Origin of the sequence: Pseudomonas sp. 008 (assembly GCF_016861935.1) — a bacterium.
In the GTDB taxonomy this organism is placed as follows: domain Bacteria; phylum Pseudomonadota; class Gammaproteobacteria; order Pseudomonadales; family Pseudomonadaceae; genus Aquipseudomonas.
Genome location: NZ_BOMA01000008.1, coordinates 1 through 19,881, shown reverse-complemented (window position 1 = coordinate 19,881; position 19,881 = coordinate 1). Strand labels below are relative to the sequence as shown.

Here is a 19,881-nt window from a genome sequence, read left to right as displayed (position 1 = left end):
ATACAATGCGCGCCATCGTGATTCTGCTCAGAAAAGGTGCGTCATGCAGCCCTTCGTTATTGCTCCGTCGATTCTCTCCGCCGACTTCGCCCGCCTGGGCGAGGAAGTGGACAACGTCCTGGCCGCCGGCGCCGACTTCGTGCACTTCGATGTCATGGACAACCACTACGTGCCGAATCTGACCATCGGCCCGATGGTCTGCTCCGCGCTGCGCAAGTACGGCGTGACCGCGCCGATCGACGCGCACCTGATGGTCAGCCCGGTGGACCGCATCGTCGGTGACTTCATCGAAGCCGGTGCGACCTACATCACCTTCCACCCGGAAGCCACGCTGCACGTCGACCGTTCCCTGCAACTGATCCGCGAAGGCGGCTGCAAGGCGGGCCTGGTGTTCAACCCGGCGACCCCGCTGGACGTGCTCAAGTACGTGATGGACAAGGTCGACATGATCCTGCTGATGAGCGTCAACCCGGGCTTCGGCGGGCAGAAGTTCATTCCAGCCACCCTCGACAAGCTGCGTGAGGCTCGGGCGCTGATCGATGCTTCCGGGCGTGACATTCGCCTGGAAATCGACGGCGGGGTGAACGTGAACAACATTCGCGAAATCGCCGCTGCCGGTGCCGACACTTTCGTGGCCGGCTCGGCGATCTTCAATGCGCCGAACTACCAGGAAGTGATTGAAAAAATGCGCTCCGAACTGGCGCTGGCTCGCCCATGAGCGGTTTTGAGCAGCTGTTCCCGGGGCGTCTGCCGCGGCTGGTGATGTTCGATCTGGATGGCACGCTGGTCGATTCGGTCCCTGACCTCGCAGCGGCTGTGGATAACATGCTGCTCAAACTCGGGCGTGACCCGGTCGGCATCGAACCGGTGCGTGAGTGGGTCGGCAACGGCGCGCCGGTGCTGGTGCGCCGTGCACTGGCCGGCGGCATCGATCATTCGTCGGTCGATGACGGCGAAGCCGAAGGTGCACTGCAGATTTTCATGGAAGCCTACGGTGAGGGGCATGAGCTGACCGTGGTCTATCCCGGTGTGCGCGACACCCTGAAATGGCTGCACAAGCAGGGCGTGGCGATGGCGCTGATCACCAACAAGCCGGAGCGCTTCGTCGCGCCGTTGCTGGATCAGATGAAGATCGGCCGTTACTTCAAATGGATCATCGGTGGCGACACCCTGCCACAACAGAAACCTGATCCGGCTGCGCTGTTTTTTGTGATGAAAATGGCCAACATTCCGGCGTCGCAATCATTGTTCGTCGGCGACTCGCGTAGCGATGTGCTGGCGGCGAAAGCGGCGGGGGTCAAATGCGTGGGGCTCAGTTACGGCTATAACCATGGCCGGCCGATTGCCGAAGAGTCGCCGGCGCTGGTGATCGATGATCTGCGCAAACTAATTCCCGGTTGCCTGGATCCGGCCGCTGAGATAACGTTGCCCGACGCTGTTCAACCCCCTGCTGGAAACGCCATCGTGGTGGTCACTCGCAAACTCTGGATGAAAGTCATCAAGGCCCTGGCCCGCTGGCGTTGGCGCGCCTGACTTGTTCCTGGCCGGCTATCCGGCGCGTTTGCATACCTGACCGTTAGACCCTCAAGCCACGAGGCTACTCCATGATCCGCGAAGAATTCCTGCGTTTGGCCGCTGCCGGCTACAACCGCATCCCGCTTGCCTGCGAAACCCTGGCCGACTTCGACACGCCGCTGTCGATCTACCTGAAACTGGCCGACGAGCCGAACTCCTATCTGCTGGAGTCGGTGCAGGGCGGCGAGAAGTGGGGCCGCTACTCGATCATCGGCCTTCCGTGCCGCACCGTATTGCGGGTTCACGACCACCACGTCAGCGTGACCCACGACGGTGTCGAGATCGAAAGCCATGACGTTGAAGACCCACTGGCCTTCGTCGAAGCCTTCAAGGCGCGCTATAACGTGCCGACCATCGCCGGTCTGCCGCGTTTCAACGGCGGTCTGGTGGGTTACTTCGGTTACGACTGTGTGCGTTATGTGGAGAAGCGTCTGGGCAAATGCCCGAATCCGGATCCACTGGGCGTGCCGGACATTCTGCTGATGGTGTCCGATGCGGTGGTGGTGTTCGACAACCTCGCCGGCAAGATGCATGCGATTGTCCTGGCCGATCCGTCGCAGGAAGATGCCTTCGAACAAGGTCAGGCGCGTCTGCAAGCGCTGCTGGAACAACTCCGTCAGCCAATCACGCCGCGCCGTGGCCTGGATTTCAGCAAGCAGCAATCGACCGATCCAGTGTTTCGTTCGAGTTTCACCCAGGACGATTACGAGAAAGCCGTCGACACCATCAAGGAATACATCCTGGCCGGTGACTGCATGCAGGTCGTGCCGTCCCAGCGCATGTCGATCGACTTCAAGGCTGCGCCTATCGATCTTTACCGGGCGCTGCGTTGCTTCAACCCGACGCCGTATATGTACTTCTTCAACTTCGGCGACTTCCACGTCGTCGGCAGTTCGCCGGAAGTGCTGGTGCGGGTCGAAGACAACCTGATCACCGTGCGCCCGATTGCTGGCACTCGCCCACGCGGGGCCAACGAAGAGGCGGACCTGGCGCTGGAAAAAGACCTGCTGTCGGACGACAAGGAAATCGCCGAGCACTTGATGCTGATCGATCTGGGCCGCAACGATACTGGGCGCGTCTCGGAAATCGGCTCGGTGAAGCTCACCGAGAAGATGGTCATCGAGCGTTATTCCAACGTGATGCACATCGTGTCTAACGTCACCGGCCAATTGAAGGCCGGGCTGACAGCGATGGACGCACTGCGGGCGATCCTGCCGGCCGGCACCTTGTCCGGCGCACCGAAGATTCGCGCGATGGAAATCATCGACGAGCTGGAACCGGTCAAGCGGGGCGTCTATGGCGGCGCGGTCGGTTACTTCGCCTGGAACGGCAACATGGACACCGCGATTGCGATTCGCACCGCCGTGATCAAGAACGGTGAACTGCATGTGCAGGCCGGTGGCGGCATCGTCGCCGACTCGGTACCGGCGCTGGAATGGGAAGAGACCCTGAACAAGCGTCGCGCGATGTTCCGCGCCGTGGCCCTGGCCGAACAAACCCCGGAAAACTGATCCACATAGAAAACGCGGCGCCTGCGAGGGCGCCGCGTTTTTTATGCCTGTCATTCCCCTTTTAATCTTTTGATCTTGTGCTTCGGCCGCTCTCGACACCGCCAAAGAACTTCCAGCCTTTTGCCATCTGTCGCTAACCCTTCGATTGTTTCGCGAGCTGTCGCTCCGGCCATATTGCACGCTCTGCCCAGCTACGTTACTGTGCCCAGACGTATGAATGAGACCTTTCCCGTGTTGATCGTCAGCAAACTCCTGGATCAAGTCATCAAGGCACACGCCCGTTGGCGTTGGCGCGCCTGAATCTTTTCTGCCGGCCTGGCCGGACCTGTACCGCTTTGCCTTCTTTACCTGTACGAAATGCCGCTTTGCTGGCGCCACTCCAGCACCCGTCAAAGCGCAGCGCACTGCGGGTAAATCATTCGAAGGCCGTATTAAAAGTCAGTGAATTCAAGAGGTTCTTAACGCCATGTTGCTGATGATCGATAATTACGACTCTTTTACTTACAACGTTGTGCAATACCTCGGCGAGCTAGGCTCCGAGGTCAAAGTCGTGCGCAACGATGAACTCACCATTGCCGAAATCGAAGCCCTCAAGCCTGAGCGCATCGTCGTGTCTCCCGGTCCTTGCACCCCGACCGAAGCCGGTATTTCCATCGAAGCGATCAAATACTTCGCCGGCAAGCTGCCGATTCTCGGCGTTTGCCTGGGTCACCAATCCATCGGCCAGGCGTTTGGCGGCGATGTGGTCCGTGCCCGTCAGGTCATGCACGGAAAGACCAGCCCGGTATTTCACGAGGACAAGGGCGTATTCGAAGGTCTGAATCGCCCGTTGACGGTCACCCGCTACCATTCGCTGATCGTCAAGCGCGAAACCCTGCCCGATTGCCTGGAGCTGACTGCCTGGACCCAGCTCGAAGACGGCTCGGTGGATGAGATCATGGGCCTGCGTCACAAGACGCTGAACATCGAGGGTGTGCAATTCCACCCCGAGTCTATCCTCACCGAACAGGGGCACGAGCTGTTCGCCAACTTCCTCAAACAAACTGGCGGCACGCGCTAAGGACTTTCCATGGATATCAAGACAGCCCTGAGCCGTATCGTCGGCCACCTCGACCTCAGTACCGATGAAATGCGTGATGTCATGCGCGAAATCATGACCGGGCAATGCACGGACGCACAGATTGGTGCGTTCATGATGGCCATGCGCATGAAGAGCGAAAGCATCGACGAGATCGTCGGCGCCGTGACGGCGATGCGCGAGTTGGCGGACAAGGTCGAACTCAACACCCTCGACGGCGTGGTCGATGTGGTCGGCACCGGCGGCGACGGGGCCAATATCTTCAACGTCTCGACTGCTTCCTCATTCGTGGTCGCAGCGGCTGGTTGCACCGTGGCCAAGCACGGTAACCGTGCAGTGTCGGGCAAAAGCGGCAGCGCCGATTTGCTGGAAGCAGCCGGTATCTACCTGAACCTGACCCCGGTTCAGGTTGCACGCTGCATCGACAACGTCGGTATCGGTTTCATGTTTGCCCAGACTCATCACAGCGCCATGAAGCACGCCGCCGGTCCGCGCCGCGAGCTGGGCTTGCGCACCTTGTTCAACATGCTCGGCCCGCTTACGAATCCGGCCGGTGTGAAACACCAGGTGGTGGGTGTGTTCAGTCAGGCGTTGTGCCGGCCATTGGCCGAAGTCTTGCAGCGCTTGGGCAGTAAACACGTGCTGGTGGTGCACTCCAAGGATGGCCTGGACGAGTTCAGCCTGGCGGCACCGACCTTTGTCGCGGAGTTGAAGAATGACCAGATCACCGAGTATTGGGTCGAGCCCGAAGACCTCGGCATGAAGAGCCAGAGCCTGCACGGTCTGTCGGTGGAAAGCCCGGCGGCTTCCCTGGAACTGATTCGCGATGCCTTGGGCAAGCGCAAGACCGAGAACGGTCAGAAAGCCGCCGAGATGATCGTGCTCAATGCCGGCGCCGCGCTGTACGCCGCCGACCATGCCAGCAGTTTGAAAGAAGGCGTTGCCCTGGCGCACGATGCGCTGCACACAGGCCTCGCTCGGGAAAAACTTGAGGAGTTGGGTGCATTTACCGCGGTATTCAAAGTGGAGAATGAGGGATGAGTGTACCGACGGTTCTGGAAAAAATTCTGGCCCGCAAAGCCCAGGAAGTCGCCGAGCGTAGCGCTCGTGTGAGCCTGGCAGAGCTGGAAAACCTGGCCAAGGCGGCCGATGCACCCCGTGGTTTCGCCAAGGCATTGATCGATCAGGCCAAGAAGAAACAGCCGGCGGTGATTGCTGAAATCAAGAAAGCTTCGCCAAGCAAGGGCGTGATTCGCGAGAACTTCGTGCCTGCGGACATTGCCAGGAGTTACGAGAAGGGCGGGGCTACTTGCCTGTCGGTGCTCACCGACATCGATTATTTCCAGGGTGCGGATGCGTATCTGCAACAAGCCCGGGCGGCGTGCAAACTGCCGGTGATCCGTAAAGACTTTATGATCGATCCGTACCAGATCATCGAGTCCCGCGCCCTGGGCGCTGATTGCGTGCTGTTGATCGTCTCCGCACTGGATGACGTGAAAATGGCCGAGCTGGCGGCCGTGGCCAAAAGTGTCGGCCTCGATGTGCTGGTGGAAGTCCACGATGGCGACGAGCTGGAGCGGGCCTTGAAAACCCTCGACACGCCGCTGGTGGGCGTGAACAACCGCAACCTGCACACCTTCGAGGTCAGCCTGGAAACCACCCTCGACTTGTTGCCGCGTATTCCGCGTAATCGTCTGGTGGTCACCGAGAGTGGCATTCTTAACCGCGCCGATGTCGAGCTGATGGAAATCAGCGACGTGTATGCGTTCCTGGTCGGCGAAGCGTTCATGCGCGCCGAAAGCCCGGGTACTGAACTGCAGCGCCTGTTCTTTCCTGAGCGCGGTGTTCCAGTGAGCGGCTCTACGCTCGACTGAACACATTTTCGCAGGCAACCCGATCCCCTGTGGGAGCGGGTTTGCCCGCGAGTAGGTCATCAAGCCCCCCAAAGACTTCATGTCTTACGGAGTCGTCCATGTCCCAGCCAACCTCTCTGACCATCGAAGCCGGCCTGCTCGCCGAACAGGACCTGTTGGCCCATGTGTGCACCGGTGATTCGGAGTTCGGCTTGCTGTTCTGGCAACCCACAGATCGGGCATTGGTCATGCCGCGCCGCTTGAATCGCTTGCCGGGTTTCGAGGCGGCGAGTGAGATATCAGCCGCTGCCGGTTGGCCGGTACTGCTGCGCGAAACTGGCGGCGAGCCGGTGCCGCAATCGGCATCGACCCTCAACATCGCGCTGGTCTACGCGCCACCGCGTAGCGAGGGTGACCAGAACCGGATCGAAACCGCCTATCGGCGACTCTGTGACCCGATTTGCCAGCTGCTTGACGAGATGGGCGGTGTGTCGTCCCTGGGCGAAATTGAGGGCGCGTTCTGCGATGGCCGTTTCAACGTCAACCTCGATGGTCGCAAGATGGTCGGTACCGCTCAGCGCTGGCGGCAGAGCAAGGGCGGTCAGCGTCCGGTCGGGCTGGTGCACGGGGCGATGCTGATCGATAACGAGCGAGAGTCAATGGTCGCGGCGGTCAATCGTTTCAACGAAGCCTGCGGTCTGGAACAGCGGGTTCGCGCAGAAAGCCACATTGCCCTGCATGAAAAATTTGCCGCTCCTGATGCACTGGAACAGCTCGATGCGTTGTATCGCCAAATGCTGGCAGAAGTGCTCGGGGCTTAAGTGTTCCAGGCTTCCGTTTTCAGAGCCTAGCGCGTACCGAAGACCACCATGGTCTTGCCTTTGACGTCGACCAGGTTGCGTTCTTCCAGATCCTTGAGCACGCGTCCGACCATCTCACGGGAACAACCGACAATCCGGCCGATCTCCTGGCGGGTCACCTTGATCTGCATGCCATCCGGGTGGGTCATGGCGTCTGGCTGCTTGCACAGCTCCAGCAGGCAGCGCGCCACGCGGCCGGTTACGTCGAAGAACGCCAGGTCGCCGACCTTGCGAGTGGTATTGCGCAGGCGTTGTGCGATTTGTCCGCTGAGCACGTAAAGAATGTCTGGATCCTGTTGAGACAACTCGCGGAATTTCGCGTAGCTGATTTCCGCGACTTCGCATTCGACTTTGGCGCGAACCCAGGCGCTGCGCTCCTGTTCCAGCCCGGCTTGCTCGAACAGACCCAGTTCACCGAAGAAGTCGCCGGAGTTGAGGTAGGCAATGATCATTTCACGGCCGTCGTCATCCTCGATCAGGATGGTCACCGAACCCTTGATGATGAAGAACAACGTGTCCGAGCGGTCGCCGGCACAAATGATGTTGCTCTTGGCGGCATAGCGACGGCGCTGGCAGTGCATTAACAGTTTGTCGAGGTTCTTGATTTTGGATATGGGGGTAATAGCAACCATGGTTGTATCCCGAAAAGACTGCACGGTGTGTTTGTTTTTTGTAGGGGGGCTGGTGAAGCCTGGGTTTTTTTGTTCGCTACAAAGCTGGCTAAGCGCCAGTGAATTGGCGTCAGCTTAACAGACACATTCCTTCAAGATTCGAGAATTTACCTACGACGCATACGGTTATGTCCTAGGAAGGCGAAGCGCTGCCAATCAAGGGCCCTGTGCTAAGCTGGCGACCCTTTTTTATACAGTGGAGTCTTGGCGATGAAGGCACGCATCCAATGGGCAGGCGAAGCCATGTTCCTCGGTGAATCCGGCAGCGGTCATGTCGTGGTCATGGACGGTCCGCCCGATGCCGGCGGTCGTAACCTGGGTGTCCGGCCGATGGAAATGCTCCTGCTGGGTGTTGGCGGTTGCAGCAATTTCGATGTGGTCAGCATCCTCAAGAAGTCGCGTCAGGCCGTCGAAAGCTGCGAAGCCTTCCTCGAAGCCGAGCGTGCGACCGAAGATCCGAAGGTGTTTACCAAGATCCACATGCACTTCGTGGTCAAGGGCCGCGGGCTGAAAGAAGCCCAGGTCAAGCGCGCCATCGAGCTGTCGGCCGAGAAGTACTGCTCGGCCTCGATCATGCTCGGCGCGGCTGGCGTGGCGATTACCCACGACTACGAGATTATCGAGCTCGGTTGAATCGACATTCAACTATCATAAAAGCGGTGCAGACTCTGGTGATCCATAGCTGACGTCTGCATAATGCGCCACTTTTTTCAGGGCAGTGATCGGTCACCCGACAGGTCGCTTGCCTGAACAGACAACCAAAATCGCCATCGCGAAGAGGTGTTAACCGTCCTACGCAGGTGCGTCGTTCGCATCTGACGGGCATGCTTGATCACGCGGCCAGCCCGCAATACATAGAGAGTTTTTAACGGTGAAAAGCAAACTCAAGCTCCACGGGTTCAATAACCTGACAAAGACCTTGAGCTTCAACATCTATGACATCTGCTACGCGGAAACCCCGCAAGACCAGCAGGCTTACGTCGAGTACATCAATAAAGAGTACAACGCCAAGCGCCTGACGCAGATCCTCACAGAAGTTGTCGATATCATTGGTGCCAATATCCTGAACATTGCCAGTCAGGACTATGAACCCCAGGGCGCCAGCGTCACGATTCTGATCTCTGAAGAGCCGGTAACCCCCACCGACAGTCAGATTGAAGAGTCTCCGGGCCCGTTGCCCGAAATCATCCTGGCCCACCTCGACAAGAGCCACATCACGGTGCACACCTACCCGGAAATCCATCCGGTGGACGGTATCGCGACGTTCCGTGTGGACATCGACGTGTCGACCTGTGGCGTCATTTCACCGCTCAAGGCGCTCAATTTTCTGATTCACCAGTTCGATTCGGATATCGTGACTGTGGATTACCGCGTGCGCGGCTTCACCCGTGACGTTGAAGGCAAGAAACACTTCATCGACCACGAGATCAACTCGATCCAGAACTATCTCTCCGAAGACACCCGCGACGCGTACCAGATGACCGACGTGAACGTGTATCAGGAAAACCTGTTCCACACCAAAATGCTGCTGAAGAACTTCGAACTGGATAACTACCTGTTCGGCGACGCCACCAGCAACCTGTCTTCTGAGCAGCGTGCCCAGGTGACTGAGCGTGTGAAACACGAAATGCTCGAAATCTTCTACGCGCGCAACATGCCGAGCTGAGATTTCCGAGTACAAAAAAAGGCGACTACCGCAAGGTAGTCGCCTTTTTTATTGCTGTTGTCCGCGAAGAGGCCCGACCAAACAACTCAATTATCAGATCCGATAGGTACTCTTGGTCATCACCTTGGCCAGCAGACTCATCCCGAACTTCACCGGTGCAGGAAAGCGGAACCCTCCAGCATCCAGCGCACTTTCGGCGTGATGTTCTTCATCAATGCGCATCTGCTCAAGGATCGCCCGGGATTTTTCGTCCTCGGCGGGCAGTTGTTCAAGGTGTTCGTTCAGATGTTTGCAAACCTGATGCTCGGTGGCGGCAACGAAACCCAGGCTGACTTTGTCGCTAATCAACCCGGCCACCGCGCCAATTCCGAACGACATTCCATAGAACAGCGGATTGAGAATGCTGGTGTGGCTGCCCAACTGGTGGATGCGCTGTTCGCACCAGACCAGATGATCGATTTCTTCTTCGGCGGCATGTTCCATGGCAGCGCGCACTTGCGGCAACTTGGCGGTCAGGGCTTGACCTTGATACAGCGCCTGGGCACAGACTTCGCCGGTATGGTTGATGCGCATCAAGCCGGCGACGTGCCGGGTGTCCTCGTCGCTCATTTGCGCATCCGGCTGCACGATGGCAGGCGACGGACGGTAGGGCTGACCACTGAAGGGCAGCAAAGTACGCATCGCGGCATCGGCTTGCAGCAGAAGACGGTCAATTGGCGAGTAGTGACGTTGGGTAGTCATGCTGACCTCCGGGAAGAATCTCGGCGGCCAGTTTAACCCAATCGGCCGGGGAGGGTTTGCGCTGGGTCATCTGTGGTGAGGGAGCAAGCGCCCTCGCCACATAAACCGGTACTGCTTGCAATCAGCCCGGAGGCCAGTGCATCTGGCGCTGACCCAGCACGTGCATATGAATGTGATAAACGGTCTGCCCGCCCAATTCATTGCAGTTCATGACCACCCGGAAACCTTCTTCACAGCCCAGTTCCAGAGCCAGACGCTGCGCGGTGAACAGAATATGCCCGGCCAGAGCCTTATCGTCCTCGGTGAGGTCGTTAAGGGTGCGCACCGGTTTCTTCGGGACCACCAGGAAATGCACCGGGGCCTGTGGCGCGATGTCGTGGAAGGCCAGTACCTGGTCGTCCTCGTAAATGATCTTCGCCGGGATTTCCCGGTTGATGATCTTGGTGAACAGAGTATCCACAGCTGTTTTCTCCGTTGTTTGGCTGGCTTGAGTGTACGCATGGGCCCCGCCTGAGCCCAGTTTTTTACCTTGAAGGCTGGTCAGCGCGGGCAGTACGCCTTATTGACCATGCCCGCGATTGTCCGGGTCAGCCAGCGCGAGCCGAGCCGTGGCAGGAAGGCGAACCAGCGATTCAGGCGACCGGGGATGATAATGGCGCGATTTTTCTCCAGGGCGCGCACGGTATAGAGCGCGACTTCCTCTGGGCTCATCAGCAGTTTGCTCTCGCCCAGCTTATCGGTGTTCAGTTGCGCGGTCCGAAAAAACGCCGTGCGTGTCGGGCCGGGGCAGAGCACTGACACCTTGACCGCGCATTTTTTCAGTTCGACGCGCAAGCCTTCGGAAAAATTCAGCACATAAGCCTTGCTGGCGTAATAAGTGCTCATCCAGGGGCCGGGATGGAACGCCGCAACCGAGGCGACGTTCAGAATCTGCCCGCCGCCCTGCAAGGCCATGCTGTTACCGATGGCGTGACACAGGCGAGTGAGGGCCAGGATGTTCACTTCGATCAGATCCTGCTCGGTCATCCAGTCCTGGGCCAGGAATGGGCCACAGGTACCGATGCCGGCGCAGTTGACCAGCAGATCGATTTGCCGCTCACCTTCCTCCAGTTCCAGTAGAAATCCGGACAGGCGCAACGGTTCTCCCAGGTCACAGGCACGAAACAACACTTCCACGCCGAAACGTTGAGTCAGTTCAATCGCAATACTTTCCAGCTGATCACGCTGTCGGGCCACCAGTAACAGGCTGCGGCCGCGCCGGGCCAGCGCTTCGGCCATCGCCAGGCCGATGCCGCTGGAAGCGCCAGTGATCAGAGCGTAACGGGTCATGCAGTTCTCCATCGCAACAGCTCCGCGCCAGCGACGCAGGTGTCACGGGCGGGGAGCGCTGTTCATTCTTTTGCAGAGTCTACAGGGGGCTGGGCCGCTTCGGCTGCATCGTCGGTTGAATCTGCTGCCGAGTCGACTTCGACGGGCGCAGCTTCGACTTCATCGGTGGTCACAGAGCTACTTTGATAGGCGCTATCAGTGGCGCTTTCATACTCATCCTGAATTGCCGTGAGACCTCCGGTCAGCCCGCCAACGAACATGATCGCAATAAACACCAGCCACAATGAAGCCAGTACCCTGACTGCGTTGCTGTTGGGCGGCGGCGGTGCGCCATATCGATTGGCAGTGCTGTTACCCGGCACGATCATTATCACGAACGGGAAAGCGCCCCCCACGAACGGCACAAGGTTCAACAGCCAGAGCCAGCCAGACCAGCCGATATCGTGTAGGCGCTGCACACTGAACTGAATGCTGATGAACGCGAGTATCACGATCAGAATAACGGCCAGCAGACCCGCGACAATCAGGCCGGCAGTCGAGTTGGTGCTGATGAGGCCGAAGCCGAAAATGGCCAACACCGAGCCAATGCCCAACGTCACCAGCGTCAGAGCCATTGTCCAGGCCAGAAAGCGCAGTCGGCCGATGCGGCCACTGAAACTGAATGCCTTGAGTGTGGCGAACTCCGGCAGCGCTTCGCCGACGGTGGCGCGCGGTGGAGCGTAGGGGGACTCAGGCTCTGCCGATGGCGATGGGTTGGTGTGAACGTCGGACAGGTTCAGCTCGATCGAGGGTTCGGCTTCGATTCGGGCATCGATGCCGGTTTTCGTCAGCGCCTGAAGATAAGTTTGCGCATCGGCATGTGACAGGTCGCGTTTGAGCGCAACCATCCGGCCACTGAACAGGCGTTCAATAGCTGCGACGTCGCTTTTGAACAGCTCGGCGAGATTGAGCTTGGCGGTGGTGGCATCAACACCGGGCAGCAAAGCACCATCGAAGACGATCTTGAAACGGTTTTCGCTCATGGCCGAGGCATCCTTGTCGCGAGAGTTGTAATGGAAAGTGTAACAAGGGGGAGTTTAAGGCCGGCCGGGTTGGGCTGGCCAAGCTTTCCTGTCAGCGCGGCCAGCGCTTGGGCAGTGCTGCCGCCAGTTCCAGCGCCTTACGGTATTCGGTGCCGAGACGTTCGACCAGTTGATCGACACTCGGCAGATCCTCGATTTCCCCGACACCCTGGCCCGCAGACCACACGGTTTTCCAGGCTTTGGCTTCATCGTTCAAGGGTTTGAGCTTGGAGCCGAAGTCCACCTCGCCCTTGCTTTGCAGCGCCGCCATGTCGAACCCGGCGGCCTCCAGGCTCTGACGCATGAAGCTTGCCGGAACCCCAGACACCGCTGGAGTATGGACGATGTCCGCGGCTCTGGCAGTCAGGAGCATCTCCTTGTAGGCGTCAGGCGCATGACTTTCGGTGGTGCCGATAAATCGCGTACCGAAGTAGGCCAGATCCGCACCGAGCAATTGCGCAGCAAGAATCTCGTGGCCATGGTTCAGGCAGCCAGCCAGCAGCAGGGTCTTGTCGAAAAACTGGCGGATCTCGGCGATAAGCGAGAACGGGCTCCAGGTCCCGGCGTGACCACCGGCCCCCGCGGCAACGGCAATCAAACCGTCGACACCGGCTTCGGCGGCTTTTTCTGCGTGGCGACGGGTCGTCACGTCGTGAAACACCAGGCCACCGTAGCTGTGCACGGCATCGACTACTTCCTTCACGGCGCCGAGGCTGGTGATCACGATCGGTACTTTGTGTTCGATGCAGATCGCCAGGTCCGCCTGCAATCGCGGATTGCTGTGGTGGACGATCAGGTTCACCGCGTAAGGGGCAGGGTTTTCCAGTGTCGCCAACCCTGCTTTGATTTCTTCCAGCCAGGCCTTGAAACCGCTGCTTTCACGCTGATTCAGCGCAGGGAAACTGCCCACCACGCCATTACGGCAGCAGGCGAGCACCAGCTCGGGGTTGGAGATCAGGAACATCGGCGCCGCCACTACCGGCAGTCGCAAGCGTTGTTCGAGCAGAGCGGGCAGCGACATTGGTAGTACCCCGGGTGAGTGTGCCTGTTGGATTTAAAACGGCCGGACGACGACCAGAATTACGATAGCCAGCAATATCAGAACCGGCACTTCATTGAACCAGCGATAAAAGACATGGCTGCGGGTGTTTTCGTCACGGGCAAAACGTTTTACCTGTGCGCCGCACATGTGGTGGTAGCCGATCAGGATCACCACCAGGGTCAGCTTGGCGTGCATCCACGCGCCCTGGCCGAAATAGGCGCTCGGGTTGAGGCTGATCAGCCAGATACCGAAGACCAGGGTGGCGATCATCGCTGGCCCCATGATACCCCGGTACAGCTTGCGCTCCATGATGCTGAAGCGTTCCTTGCTGACGGTGTCTTCGCTTTGCGCGTGATAGACGAACAGGCGCGGCAGGTAAAACAGGCCGGCAAACCAGCAGACCATGCTGATGATGTGAAGCGCTTTGAGCCACAGATAAAGCATTTTTGGTTATTCCCAGGTTCACGGTAGTGAAGATAGTAGGGGGTAGAGCGCCCGCACGTCACCTTGACGGTTGTCGCAGGGCCGCGCGGCCCCTATTATCGACGGCTTTCCAGTGGGTTCGTTGAGGGCAGGTTTATGGTCAAGGTCGGTATCGTCGGCGGCACGGGTTACACCGGTGTCGAACTGCTGCGTCTGTTGGCACAGCATCCGCAGGCAGAAGTGGTGGTGATCACTTCCCGATCCGAGGCCGGCCTGGCCGTGGCCGACATGTACCCGAACCTGCGAGGCCATTACGACGGCCTGGCGTTCAGCGTTCCGGACATCAAGACCCTCGGGGCTTGCGATGTAGTGTTCTTCGCCACGCCGCACGGTGTCGCCCATGCCCTGGCGGGTGAATTGCTGGCTGCCGGCACCAAGGTTATCGACCTGTCGGCAGACTTCCGTTTGCAAGACGCCGATGAATGGGCCAAGTGGTACGGCCAGCCGCACGGTGCGCCGGAACTGCTGGATGAGGCGGTCTACGGCTTGCCGGAAGTCAATCGCGAGCAGATCAAGCAGGCACGCCTGATTGCTGTACCGGGTTGCTACCCGACCGCGACGCAATTGGGTTTCCTGCCATTGCTCGAAGCCGGTCTGGCCGATACCACACGCTTGATTGCGGACTGCAAATCCGGTGTCAGTGGTGCCGGTCGTGGCGCTTCCGTAGGTTCGCTGTACTCCGAGACGTCGGAAAGCATGAAGGCCTACGCCGTAAAAGGTCACCGTCACTTACCGGAAATCCGTCAGGGGCTGCGTCGTGCCGCGGGCAAGGACGTTGGCCTGACGTTCGTTCCGCACCTGACGCCGATGATTCGCGGTATTCATTCGACGCTCTACGCGACTGTCGTGGACCGCTCGGTGGATCTGCAGGCTCTGTTCGAAAAGCGTTATGCCAACGAACCGTTCGTCGACGTAATGCCAGCCGGCAGCCATCCGGAAACCCGCAGCGTGCGAGGTGCCAACGTTTGCCGTATCGCCGTGCATCGTCCGCAGGATGGTGATCTGGTGGTGGTGTTGTCGGTCATCGACAATCTGGTCAAAGGCGCGTCGGGTCAGGCTGTGCAGAACCTGAATATCCTCTTCGGTCTGGATGAGCGCCTGGGCCTTTCCCATGCGGGCATGCTGCCGTAAGGCTTTATCCCGCGCAGCAAAAAGGCCCGTTGAACGGGCCTTTTTGCATTCTGGTCTGACAATTGGGTTGATTGATATACCGTAACAATAGTTGACCGATTTTCTGGGAGAAGCGGATAATGCGCGTCATCACGCATTATGGCGGCGTAACGCCGGGAGATAGTCAGCATGAGCGTCGAATCCTTCACCCCCACGGCTTTGCAATTCACCCACGGTGCTGCGCACAAGGTGAAGAGCCTGGTCGATGAAGAGGGGAATGATCGCTTGAAGCTGCGCGTATTCGTTACGGGCGGCGGTTGTTCAGGGTTTCAGTACGGCTTCACCTTCGATGAAGAAGTGGCCGATGACGACACCATTGTCGAGCGCGAAGGCGTCAGCCTGGTGGTCGATCCGATGAGCTTCCAGTACCTGGCAGGTGCCGAGGTGGATTACCAGGAAGGTCTGGAAGGTTCGCGTTTCGTGATCAAAAACCCGAACGCCACCACCACGTGTGGCTGCGGCTCTTCGTTCTCGATCTGATCGCAACTCACCGCATCAACAAGCGCCGCAGGGTCTCAGGACTCTGCGGCGTTTTGCTGTCTGGAGTTAAGGTTCAGGCGGGGTAGATGGCGCCGAGAATTCGCAGGCCACGGGCGCCGGTGACGCTTGGGCGGTTGGTCGCGATACCTTCCAGGCAGCAATGAGCCAGCCAGGCAAAGGCCATGGCTTCAACCCAGTCCGGGTCTACACCATAAGCGGCAGTGCTGCTGACTTTCGCGTTCGGCAACAGGCTGGCCAACCGTTTCATCAACGTGGCGTTGTGTGCTCCGCCGCCGCAGACCAGCAGCTCCTGGGTATCCGATTGAGCGCTTTGCAATGACTCGACGATGGTCAGGGCGGTCAACTCAAGCAGTGTGGCCTGTACGTTTTCGGCTGCGAAGGTTGGCAGCTGTGACAGATGCTGCATCAGCCATGGCAGATTGAACACTTCGCGGCCAGTGCTCTTCGGGCCTTGAGTTACAAAGAACGGATCACTGAGCAGCTCATTCAACAGAGCCGGTTCAACCTTGCCGCTGGCGGCCCATTGGCCATCGCGATCGAAGTTGTCGCCGCGTTGCCGGTGAATCCAGGCATCCAGCAGGACGTTCCCCGGACCGCAGTCAAAACCCGCGACAGGCTTGCCGGGTTCGATCAGGCTGAGGTTGCTGAACCCGCCGACGTTCAGCACCGCGCGGTTACCGGGCTGCTGTTCAAACAAGGCTTCGTGAAAGGCTGGAACCAATGGGGCGCCTTGTCCGCCAGCGGCTACGTCGCGGCTGCGGAAGTCGCTGACCACGGTAATGCCGGTCAGCTCGGTGAGCAGCGCAGGGTTGCCGATCTGCACTGTGAACCCGCGTGCCGGTTCGTGGCGAATGGTCTGGCCGTGGCTGCCAATCGCGCGAATGTCGCCGGGCTTGAGGTTTTGTTGGTCGAGGAGGGTGTGAATGCCCTGTGAGGCCAGTTTCACCCAGTTTTGCTGGGCAATGGCGGAGCGGGCAATCTCGTCCGGACCGCTGGCGCACAAGCCAAGCAGCTCGGCGCGCAGGGATTCGGGCATGGGGATGTAATGCGTGGCGATCAGCTTGATCGCCGGGGCTTGCTCGATCAGCGCAATGTCCAGGCCATCAAGGCTGGTCCCGGACATCACACCTATATAGAGCGCCATGGCTTAGCGTTTGCTCGAAGCCAACAGGGTGGCTTTCTCTTGGTCCATGCGCGCCATCAGCGGTTGGCTTTGCGCAAGGAAGCGTGAGCGTTCAGCTTTGGAGATCGGATCGGCCATCGCTACCTTCTGACCCAGCGGGTCGACGTGCACACCATTGACCTGGAACTCGTAGTGCAGGTGCGGGCCGGTGGAGAGGCCGGTGGTGCCGATGTAGCCGATCACCTGACCTTGCTTGACGCTGCCGCCAGTCTTGATGCCTTTGGCGAAGCCCTGCATGTGGCCGTACAGCGTACGGTAAGTACTGCCGTGCTGGATAATCACGGTATTGCCGTAACCGCCGCGGCGACCGGCCAACAATACCTGGCCGTCGCCGGCAGCCTTGATCGGTGTGCCGCGCGGTGCTGCGTAATCGACACCCTTGTGGGCGCGGATCTTGTTCAGGATCGGGTGCTTGCGGCCCATGGAGAATTTCGAGCTGATGCGGGCGAAGTCTACCGGAGTACGGATGAACGCCTTGCGCATGCTGTTGCCGTCAGCCGTGTAGTAGCTGCTGTTGCCTTGTTTGTTGGTGTAGCGCACAGCGGTGTAAGTCTTGCCACGGTTGGTGAAGCGCGCGGAAAGAATGGGACCGTTACCGACGGCTTTACCGTTGACGACTTTCTGTTCATAGATCACATCGAACTCGTCACCTTGGCGAATATCCTGGGCGAAGTCGACGTCATAGCCAAACACGCTGGCCATATCCATGGTCAGGCTATGGGACAAACCGGCACGGGCTGCGGATTGCGACAGCGAACTGTTGATCACGCCATGTACGTAGGCGGTGCGAACAGTGGGCTTGGCGGTAATGCGGTTGAATGTATAACCCTTATCGTTCTTGGTCAGGCTGATGCTTTCCGTGTCGCTGACTTTGCTGTGCAAATTGGTCAGTTGGCCGTTCGGGCCTAGTTCGAACTCAAGCTTCTGGCCATGTTTGAGCTGGCTGAACTGCTTGGCCTGCTTGTCGCTGGCCAGCACTTCATGCACCGAAGTGGCCGGAAGGCCGACTTTCTCAAACAATGTCGAGAGAGTGTCGCCTTTGGCAACGATCACTTCCCTGTGGCCTGGCGCCTTCTTTTCTTCGACGACTGGCGCGGGGGCGGCCTGGGCGGCTTCCTGAGTGTTTTCGGCGCTGTTTTCGATCTGCGCGAAAGGGGAGGCTGCCGGCTCATTTGTGGCTTGGACGCCGCCGGCGGCGTCTTGATCTTGTGTCAGTTGTTCTACAGGGCTTTCCAGTTCAAGACTCAGGGTCGTCTTTTTGGCTTCAACATCACTGGAAGGAAATACCAGAAGCGCCAGGCTCAGAAGGGCGGCGATACCGCTTGCTGCGAGCAGGTGGGTCTTCGGGTAAAGCGGTGGCGCTTTAGACGATTCTTTGGTCATAAGTAATTTTGACTTTGAAAAAATGAATTGGAAAAGATGAATGACATGATGAAGACGAAATAACTGTATAAAATATAACCAAATCATCTCTGAAGCAAGCCTGCGGACGCTCTGTCCGTGGATTGGCGTCCGTGCGCCGGGCAAAACTTTGTATTTGACGCCCGATCTTGTATGGTTGGTCCCCTTTGAATTCGAGTCTTGCAGGTCTGTTATGAAGTCGGTTGAAGAGCAGCTAGCGCTGATCAAGCGTGGTGCAGAAGAACTGTTGGTCGAGTCCGAGCTGATCGAAAAGCTCAAACGTGGCCAGCCGCTACGTATTAAGGCAGGCTTCGATCCGACCGCGCCGGATTTGCACCTGGGTCACACCGTGCTTATTAATAAGCTGCGCCAGTTCCAGGATCTGGGCCATCAGGTGATCTTCCTTATTGGTGACTTCACCGGGATGATCGGTGATCCGAGTGGCAAGAGCGCGACACGTCCACCGCTCACTCGTGAACAGGTTCTCGAGAATGCCGAGACCTACAAGACTCAGGTCTTCAAGATTCTTGATCCGGCCAAAACCGAAGTGGCGTTCAACTCCACCTGGATGGATCAGATGGGGCCGGCTGACTTCATACGTCTGACTTCGCAATACACCGTGGCACGCATGCTCGAGCGCGATGACTTTGACAAGCGCTACACGACCAATCAGCCAATCGCCATTCACGAATTCCTCTATCCGCTGGTTCAGGGTTACGACTCGGTCGCTTTGCGCGCGGACGTCGAGCTGGGCGGTACCGATCAGAAGTTCAATCTGCTGATGGGGCGTGAACTGCAGCGTGGTTATGGTCAGGAGGCTCAATGCATTCTGACCATGCCGTTGCTCGAAGGGCTGGATGGCGTGAAGAAGATGTCCAAGTCGTTGGGCAACTATGTCGGTATCCAGGAGGCGCCGGGTGTCATGTACGGCAAGCTGGTCTCTATTCCTGATGTGCTGATGTGGCGCTACTTCGAACTGCTCAGCTTCCGCTCCATGGAAGAGATCGATGCTTTGCGGGCTGACGTCGAGGCGGGTGCGAATCCGCGTGACATCAAGATTAAGTTGGCCGAAGAGATCGTTGCGCGTTTCCATGGTGAAGAGGCTGCGGCCAATGCTCACCGTGCGGCGGGCAACCGTATGAAAGACGGCGAGCTGCCGGATGATTTGCCAGAGATCGAATTGATCGCTACCGAAGATATGCCGATCGCTGCTGTCCTTAATAAGGCGGGCCTGGTGAAGAACTCTGCCGTGGCACGTGATCTTTTAGGTTCCGGTGGTGTGCGTATAGATGGTGAAGTTGTCGATCGCACCTTTATATGCGCGCTGGGCGCGACCCACGTTTGCCAGGCTGGGAAGAAGGCATTTGCGCGTATTACGCTCAAATCCGAATAAAGCTGAAATCAGGGGTTGACGGCAGATTCTGGACGTCTATAATTCGCCCCACTTCCGGCGCAGTCGAAACGGAAAACTCCTTGGTAAGCAACGAGTTACGAAGTTTTCGACAGCGGTTACGCTTCAGTTCATCGAAGCCAGAAGGAGTTGGTAAGGCGGGGTATTGTCGCCTTCTTGACGGTTCGATCTTCTCGATCGAAAGCGGAGAAAAAGAGGTGTTGACAGCAGCGACTAACGCTGTAGAATTCGCCTCCCGCTAACGAGAGATCGGAAGCGCAAGTGGTTGAAGTTGCTGATGTTTCTTACGGGAAACTTTGAAAACTTCTGAAAATAACCGCTTGACAGCAACAGAGGCTGCTGTAG

Annotated in this window: 21 protein-coding genes; 12 read left to right on the top strand and 9 right to left on the bottom strand. The window is 58.5% G+C overall.

Features of this window, described 5'->3' with window-relative positions:
- Positions 1–43: 43 nt before the first annotated feature.
- The 7 genes from rpe (at position 44) to JUI81_RS17400 (ending at position 6,838) form a co-directional block, all read left to right on the top strand.
- Positions 44–718 carry a ribulose-phosphate 3-epimerase gene (gene rpe / locus JUI81_RS17430; protein WP_007941649.1) on the top strand — a complete coding sequence of 225 codons (675 nt, stop codon included), beginning with the start codon at positions 44–46 and terminating at the stop codon, positions 716–718.
- Positions 715–1,533: a phosphoglycolate phosphatase gene (locus JUI81_RS17425; RefSeq protein WP_028940282.1), complete on the top strand. Its 819-nt coding sequence runs from the start codon at positions 715–717 to the stop codon at positions 1,531–1,533. The genes rpe and JUI81_RS17425 overlap by 4 nt, the downstream gene beginning before the upstream one ends.
- Positions 1,534–1,604: 71 nt before the next feature.
- Complete coding sequence (gene trpE / locus JUI81_RS17420; RefSeq protein WP_204124732.1) at positions 1,605–3,086, top strand: anthranilate synthase component I; 1,482 nt, start codon at positions 1,605–1,607, stop codon at positions 3,084–3,086.
- Positions 3,087–3,552: 466 nt separating this feature from the next.
- A complete protein-coding gene (locus JUI81_RS17415; protein WP_018928869.1) occupies positions 3,553–4,146 on the top strand; it encodes an aminodeoxychorismate/anthranilate synthase component II in 594 nt (197 codons plus the stop codon).
- A 9-nt stretch (positions 4,147–4,155) separates the two neighbouring features.
- The gene (trpD, locus tag JUI81_RS17410) at positions 4,156–5,205 is read left to right on the top strand and encodes an anthranilate phosphoribosyltransferase (protein WP_018928870.1); all 1,050 of its coding nucleotides are present in this window, start codon (positions 4,156–4,158) and stop codon (positions 5,203–5,205) included.
- Positions 5,202–6,038 (top strand): indole-3-glycerol phosphate synthase TrpC, encoded by an 837-nt coding sequence (gene trpC, locus JUI81_RS17405; protein ID WP_019580748.1) that lies wholly within the window; start codon positions 5,202–5,204, stop codon positions 6,036–6,038. Before trpD ends, trpC begins: the two co-directional genes overlap by 4 nt.
- Positions 6,039–6,136: 98 nt before the next feature.
- The gene (locus JUI81_RS17400) at positions 6,137–6,838 is read left to right on the top strand and encodes a lipoate--protein ligase family protein (protein WP_204124731.1); all 702 of its coding nucleotides are present in this window, start codon (positions 6,137–6,139) and stop codon (positions 6,836–6,838) included.
- A gap of 26 nt (positions 6,839–6,864) precedes the next feature.
- On the opposite strand, the gene crp is transcribed toward JUI81_RS17400, so the two are convergent.
- The gene (gene crp, locus JUI81_RS17395) at positions 6,865–7,509 is read right to left on the bottom strand and encodes a cAMP-activated global transcriptional regulator CRP (protein ID WP_018928873.1); all 645 of its coding nucleotides are present in this window, start codon (positions 7,507–7,509) and stop codon (positions 6,865–6,867) included.
- A gap of 249 nt (positions 7,510–7,758) precedes the next feature.
- On the opposite strand from crp, the gene JUI81_RS17390 reads away from it, so the two are divergent.
- Positions 7,759–8,181, top strand: coding sequence for an OsmC family protein (locus JUI81_RS17390; protein WP_007941657.1), 423 nt, complete (start codon positions 7,759–7,761; stop codon positions 8,179–8,181).
- A gap of 238 nt (positions 8,182–8,419) precedes the next feature.
- A complete protein-coding gene (speD, locus tag JUI81_RS17385) occupies positions 8,420–9,214 on the top strand; it encodes an adenosylmethionine decarboxylase (protein WP_018928874.1) in 795 nt (264 codons plus the stop codon).
- A gap of 93 nt (positions 9,215–9,307) precedes the next feature.
- Here the strand turns inward: speD and coq7 are convergent, their stop codons facing one another.
- The 6 genes from coq7 to hemJ all read right to left on the bottom strand — a co-directional run bounded on the left by coq7 (position 9,308) and on the right by hemJ (position 13,831).
- A complete protein-coding gene (gene coq7, locus JUI81_RS17380) occupies positions 9,308–9,955 on the bottom strand; it encodes a 2-polyprenyl-3-methyl-6-methoxy-1,4-benzoquinone monooxygenase (RefSeq protein ID WP_019580750.1) in 648 nt (215 codons plus the stop codon).
- A gap of 121 nt (positions 9,956–10,076) precedes the next feature.
- Positions 10,077–10,415, bottom strand: a complete 339-nt coding sequence (locus JUI81_RS17375) for a histidine triad nucleotide-binding protein (protein WP_007906873.1) — start codon at positions 10,413–10,415, stop codon at positions 10,077–10,079.
- Positions 10,416–10,495: 80 nt separating this feature from the next.
- Positions 10,496–11,284, bottom strand: a complete 789-nt coding sequence (locus JUI81_RS17370; RefSeq protein ID WP_018928876.1) for an SDR family oxidoreductase — start codon at positions 11,282–11,284, stop codon at positions 10,496–10,498.
- Between the two features lie 62 nt (positions 11,285–11,346).
- Complete coding sequence (locus JUI81_RS17365) at positions 11,347–12,306, bottom strand: DUF805 domain-containing protein (RefSeq protein ID WP_204124730.1); 960 nt, start codon at positions 12,304–12,306, stop codon at positions 11,347–11,349.
- A gap of 91 nt (positions 12,307–12,397) precedes the next feature.
- Positions 12,398–13,366, bottom strand: coding sequence for a nitronate monooxygenase family protein (locus JUI81_RS17360; protein ID WP_204124729.1), 969 nt, complete (start codon positions 13,364–13,366; stop codon positions 12,398–12,400).
- Positions 13,367–13,399: 33 nt separating this feature from the next.
- Positions 13,400–13,831, bottom strand: a complete 432-nt coding sequence (hemJ, locus tag JUI81_RS17355; RefSeq protein WP_204124728.1) for a protoporphyrinogen oxidase HemJ — start codon at positions 13,829–13,831, stop codon at positions 13,400–13,402.
- Between the two features lie 135 nt (positions 13,832–13,966).
- Here hemJ and argC point away from each other — a divergent pair, with 135 nt between their 5' ends.
- Together argC and erpA are read left to right on the top strand one after the other, a co-directional pair.
- Positions 13,967–15,001: an N-acetyl-gamma-glutamyl-phosphate reductase gene (gene argC / locus JUI81_RS17350; protein ID WP_019580754.1), complete on the top strand. Its 1,035-nt coding sequence runs from the start codon at positions 13,967–13,969 to the stop codon at positions 14,999–15,001.
- 168 nt (positions 15,002–15,169) lie between these two features.
- Positions 15,170–15,520 carry an iron-sulfur cluster insertion protein ErpA gene (erpA, locus tag JUI81_RS17345; protein ID WP_007906865.1) on the top strand — a complete coding sequence of 117 codons (351 nt, stop codon included), beginning with the start codon at positions 15,170–15,172 and terminating at the stop codon, positions 15,518–15,520.
- Positions 15,521–15,593: 73 nt separating this feature from the next.
- Here the strand turns inward: erpA and JUI81_RS17340 are convergent, their stop codons facing one another.
- Together JUI81_RS17340 and JUI81_RS17335 are read right to left on the bottom strand one after the other, a co-directional pair.
- Positions 15,594–16,685: an anhydro-N-acetylmuramic acid kinase gene (locus JUI81_RS17340; protein WP_204124727.1), complete on the bottom strand. Its 1,092-nt coding sequence runs from the start codon at positions 16,683–16,685 to the stop codon at positions 15,594–15,596.
- A gap of 3 nt (positions 16,686–16,688) precedes the next feature.
- Positions 16,689–18,107 (bottom strand): peptidoglycan DD-metalloendopeptidase family protein, encoded by a 1,419-nt coding sequence (locus JUI81_RS17335; protein WP_204124726.1) that lies wholly within the window; start codon positions 18,105–18,107, stop codon positions 16,689–16,691.
- Between the two features lie 211 nt (positions 18,108–18,318).
- Here JUI81_RS17335 and tyrS point away from each other — a divergent pair, with 211 nt between their 5' ends.
- A complete protein-coding gene (gene tyrS, locus JUI81_RS17330) occupies positions 18,319–19,518 on the top strand; it encodes a tyrosine--tRNA ligase (protein WP_204124725.1) in 1,200 nt (399 codons plus the stop codon).
- The last annotated feature ends 363 nt before the right edge of the window (positions 19,519–19,881 follow it).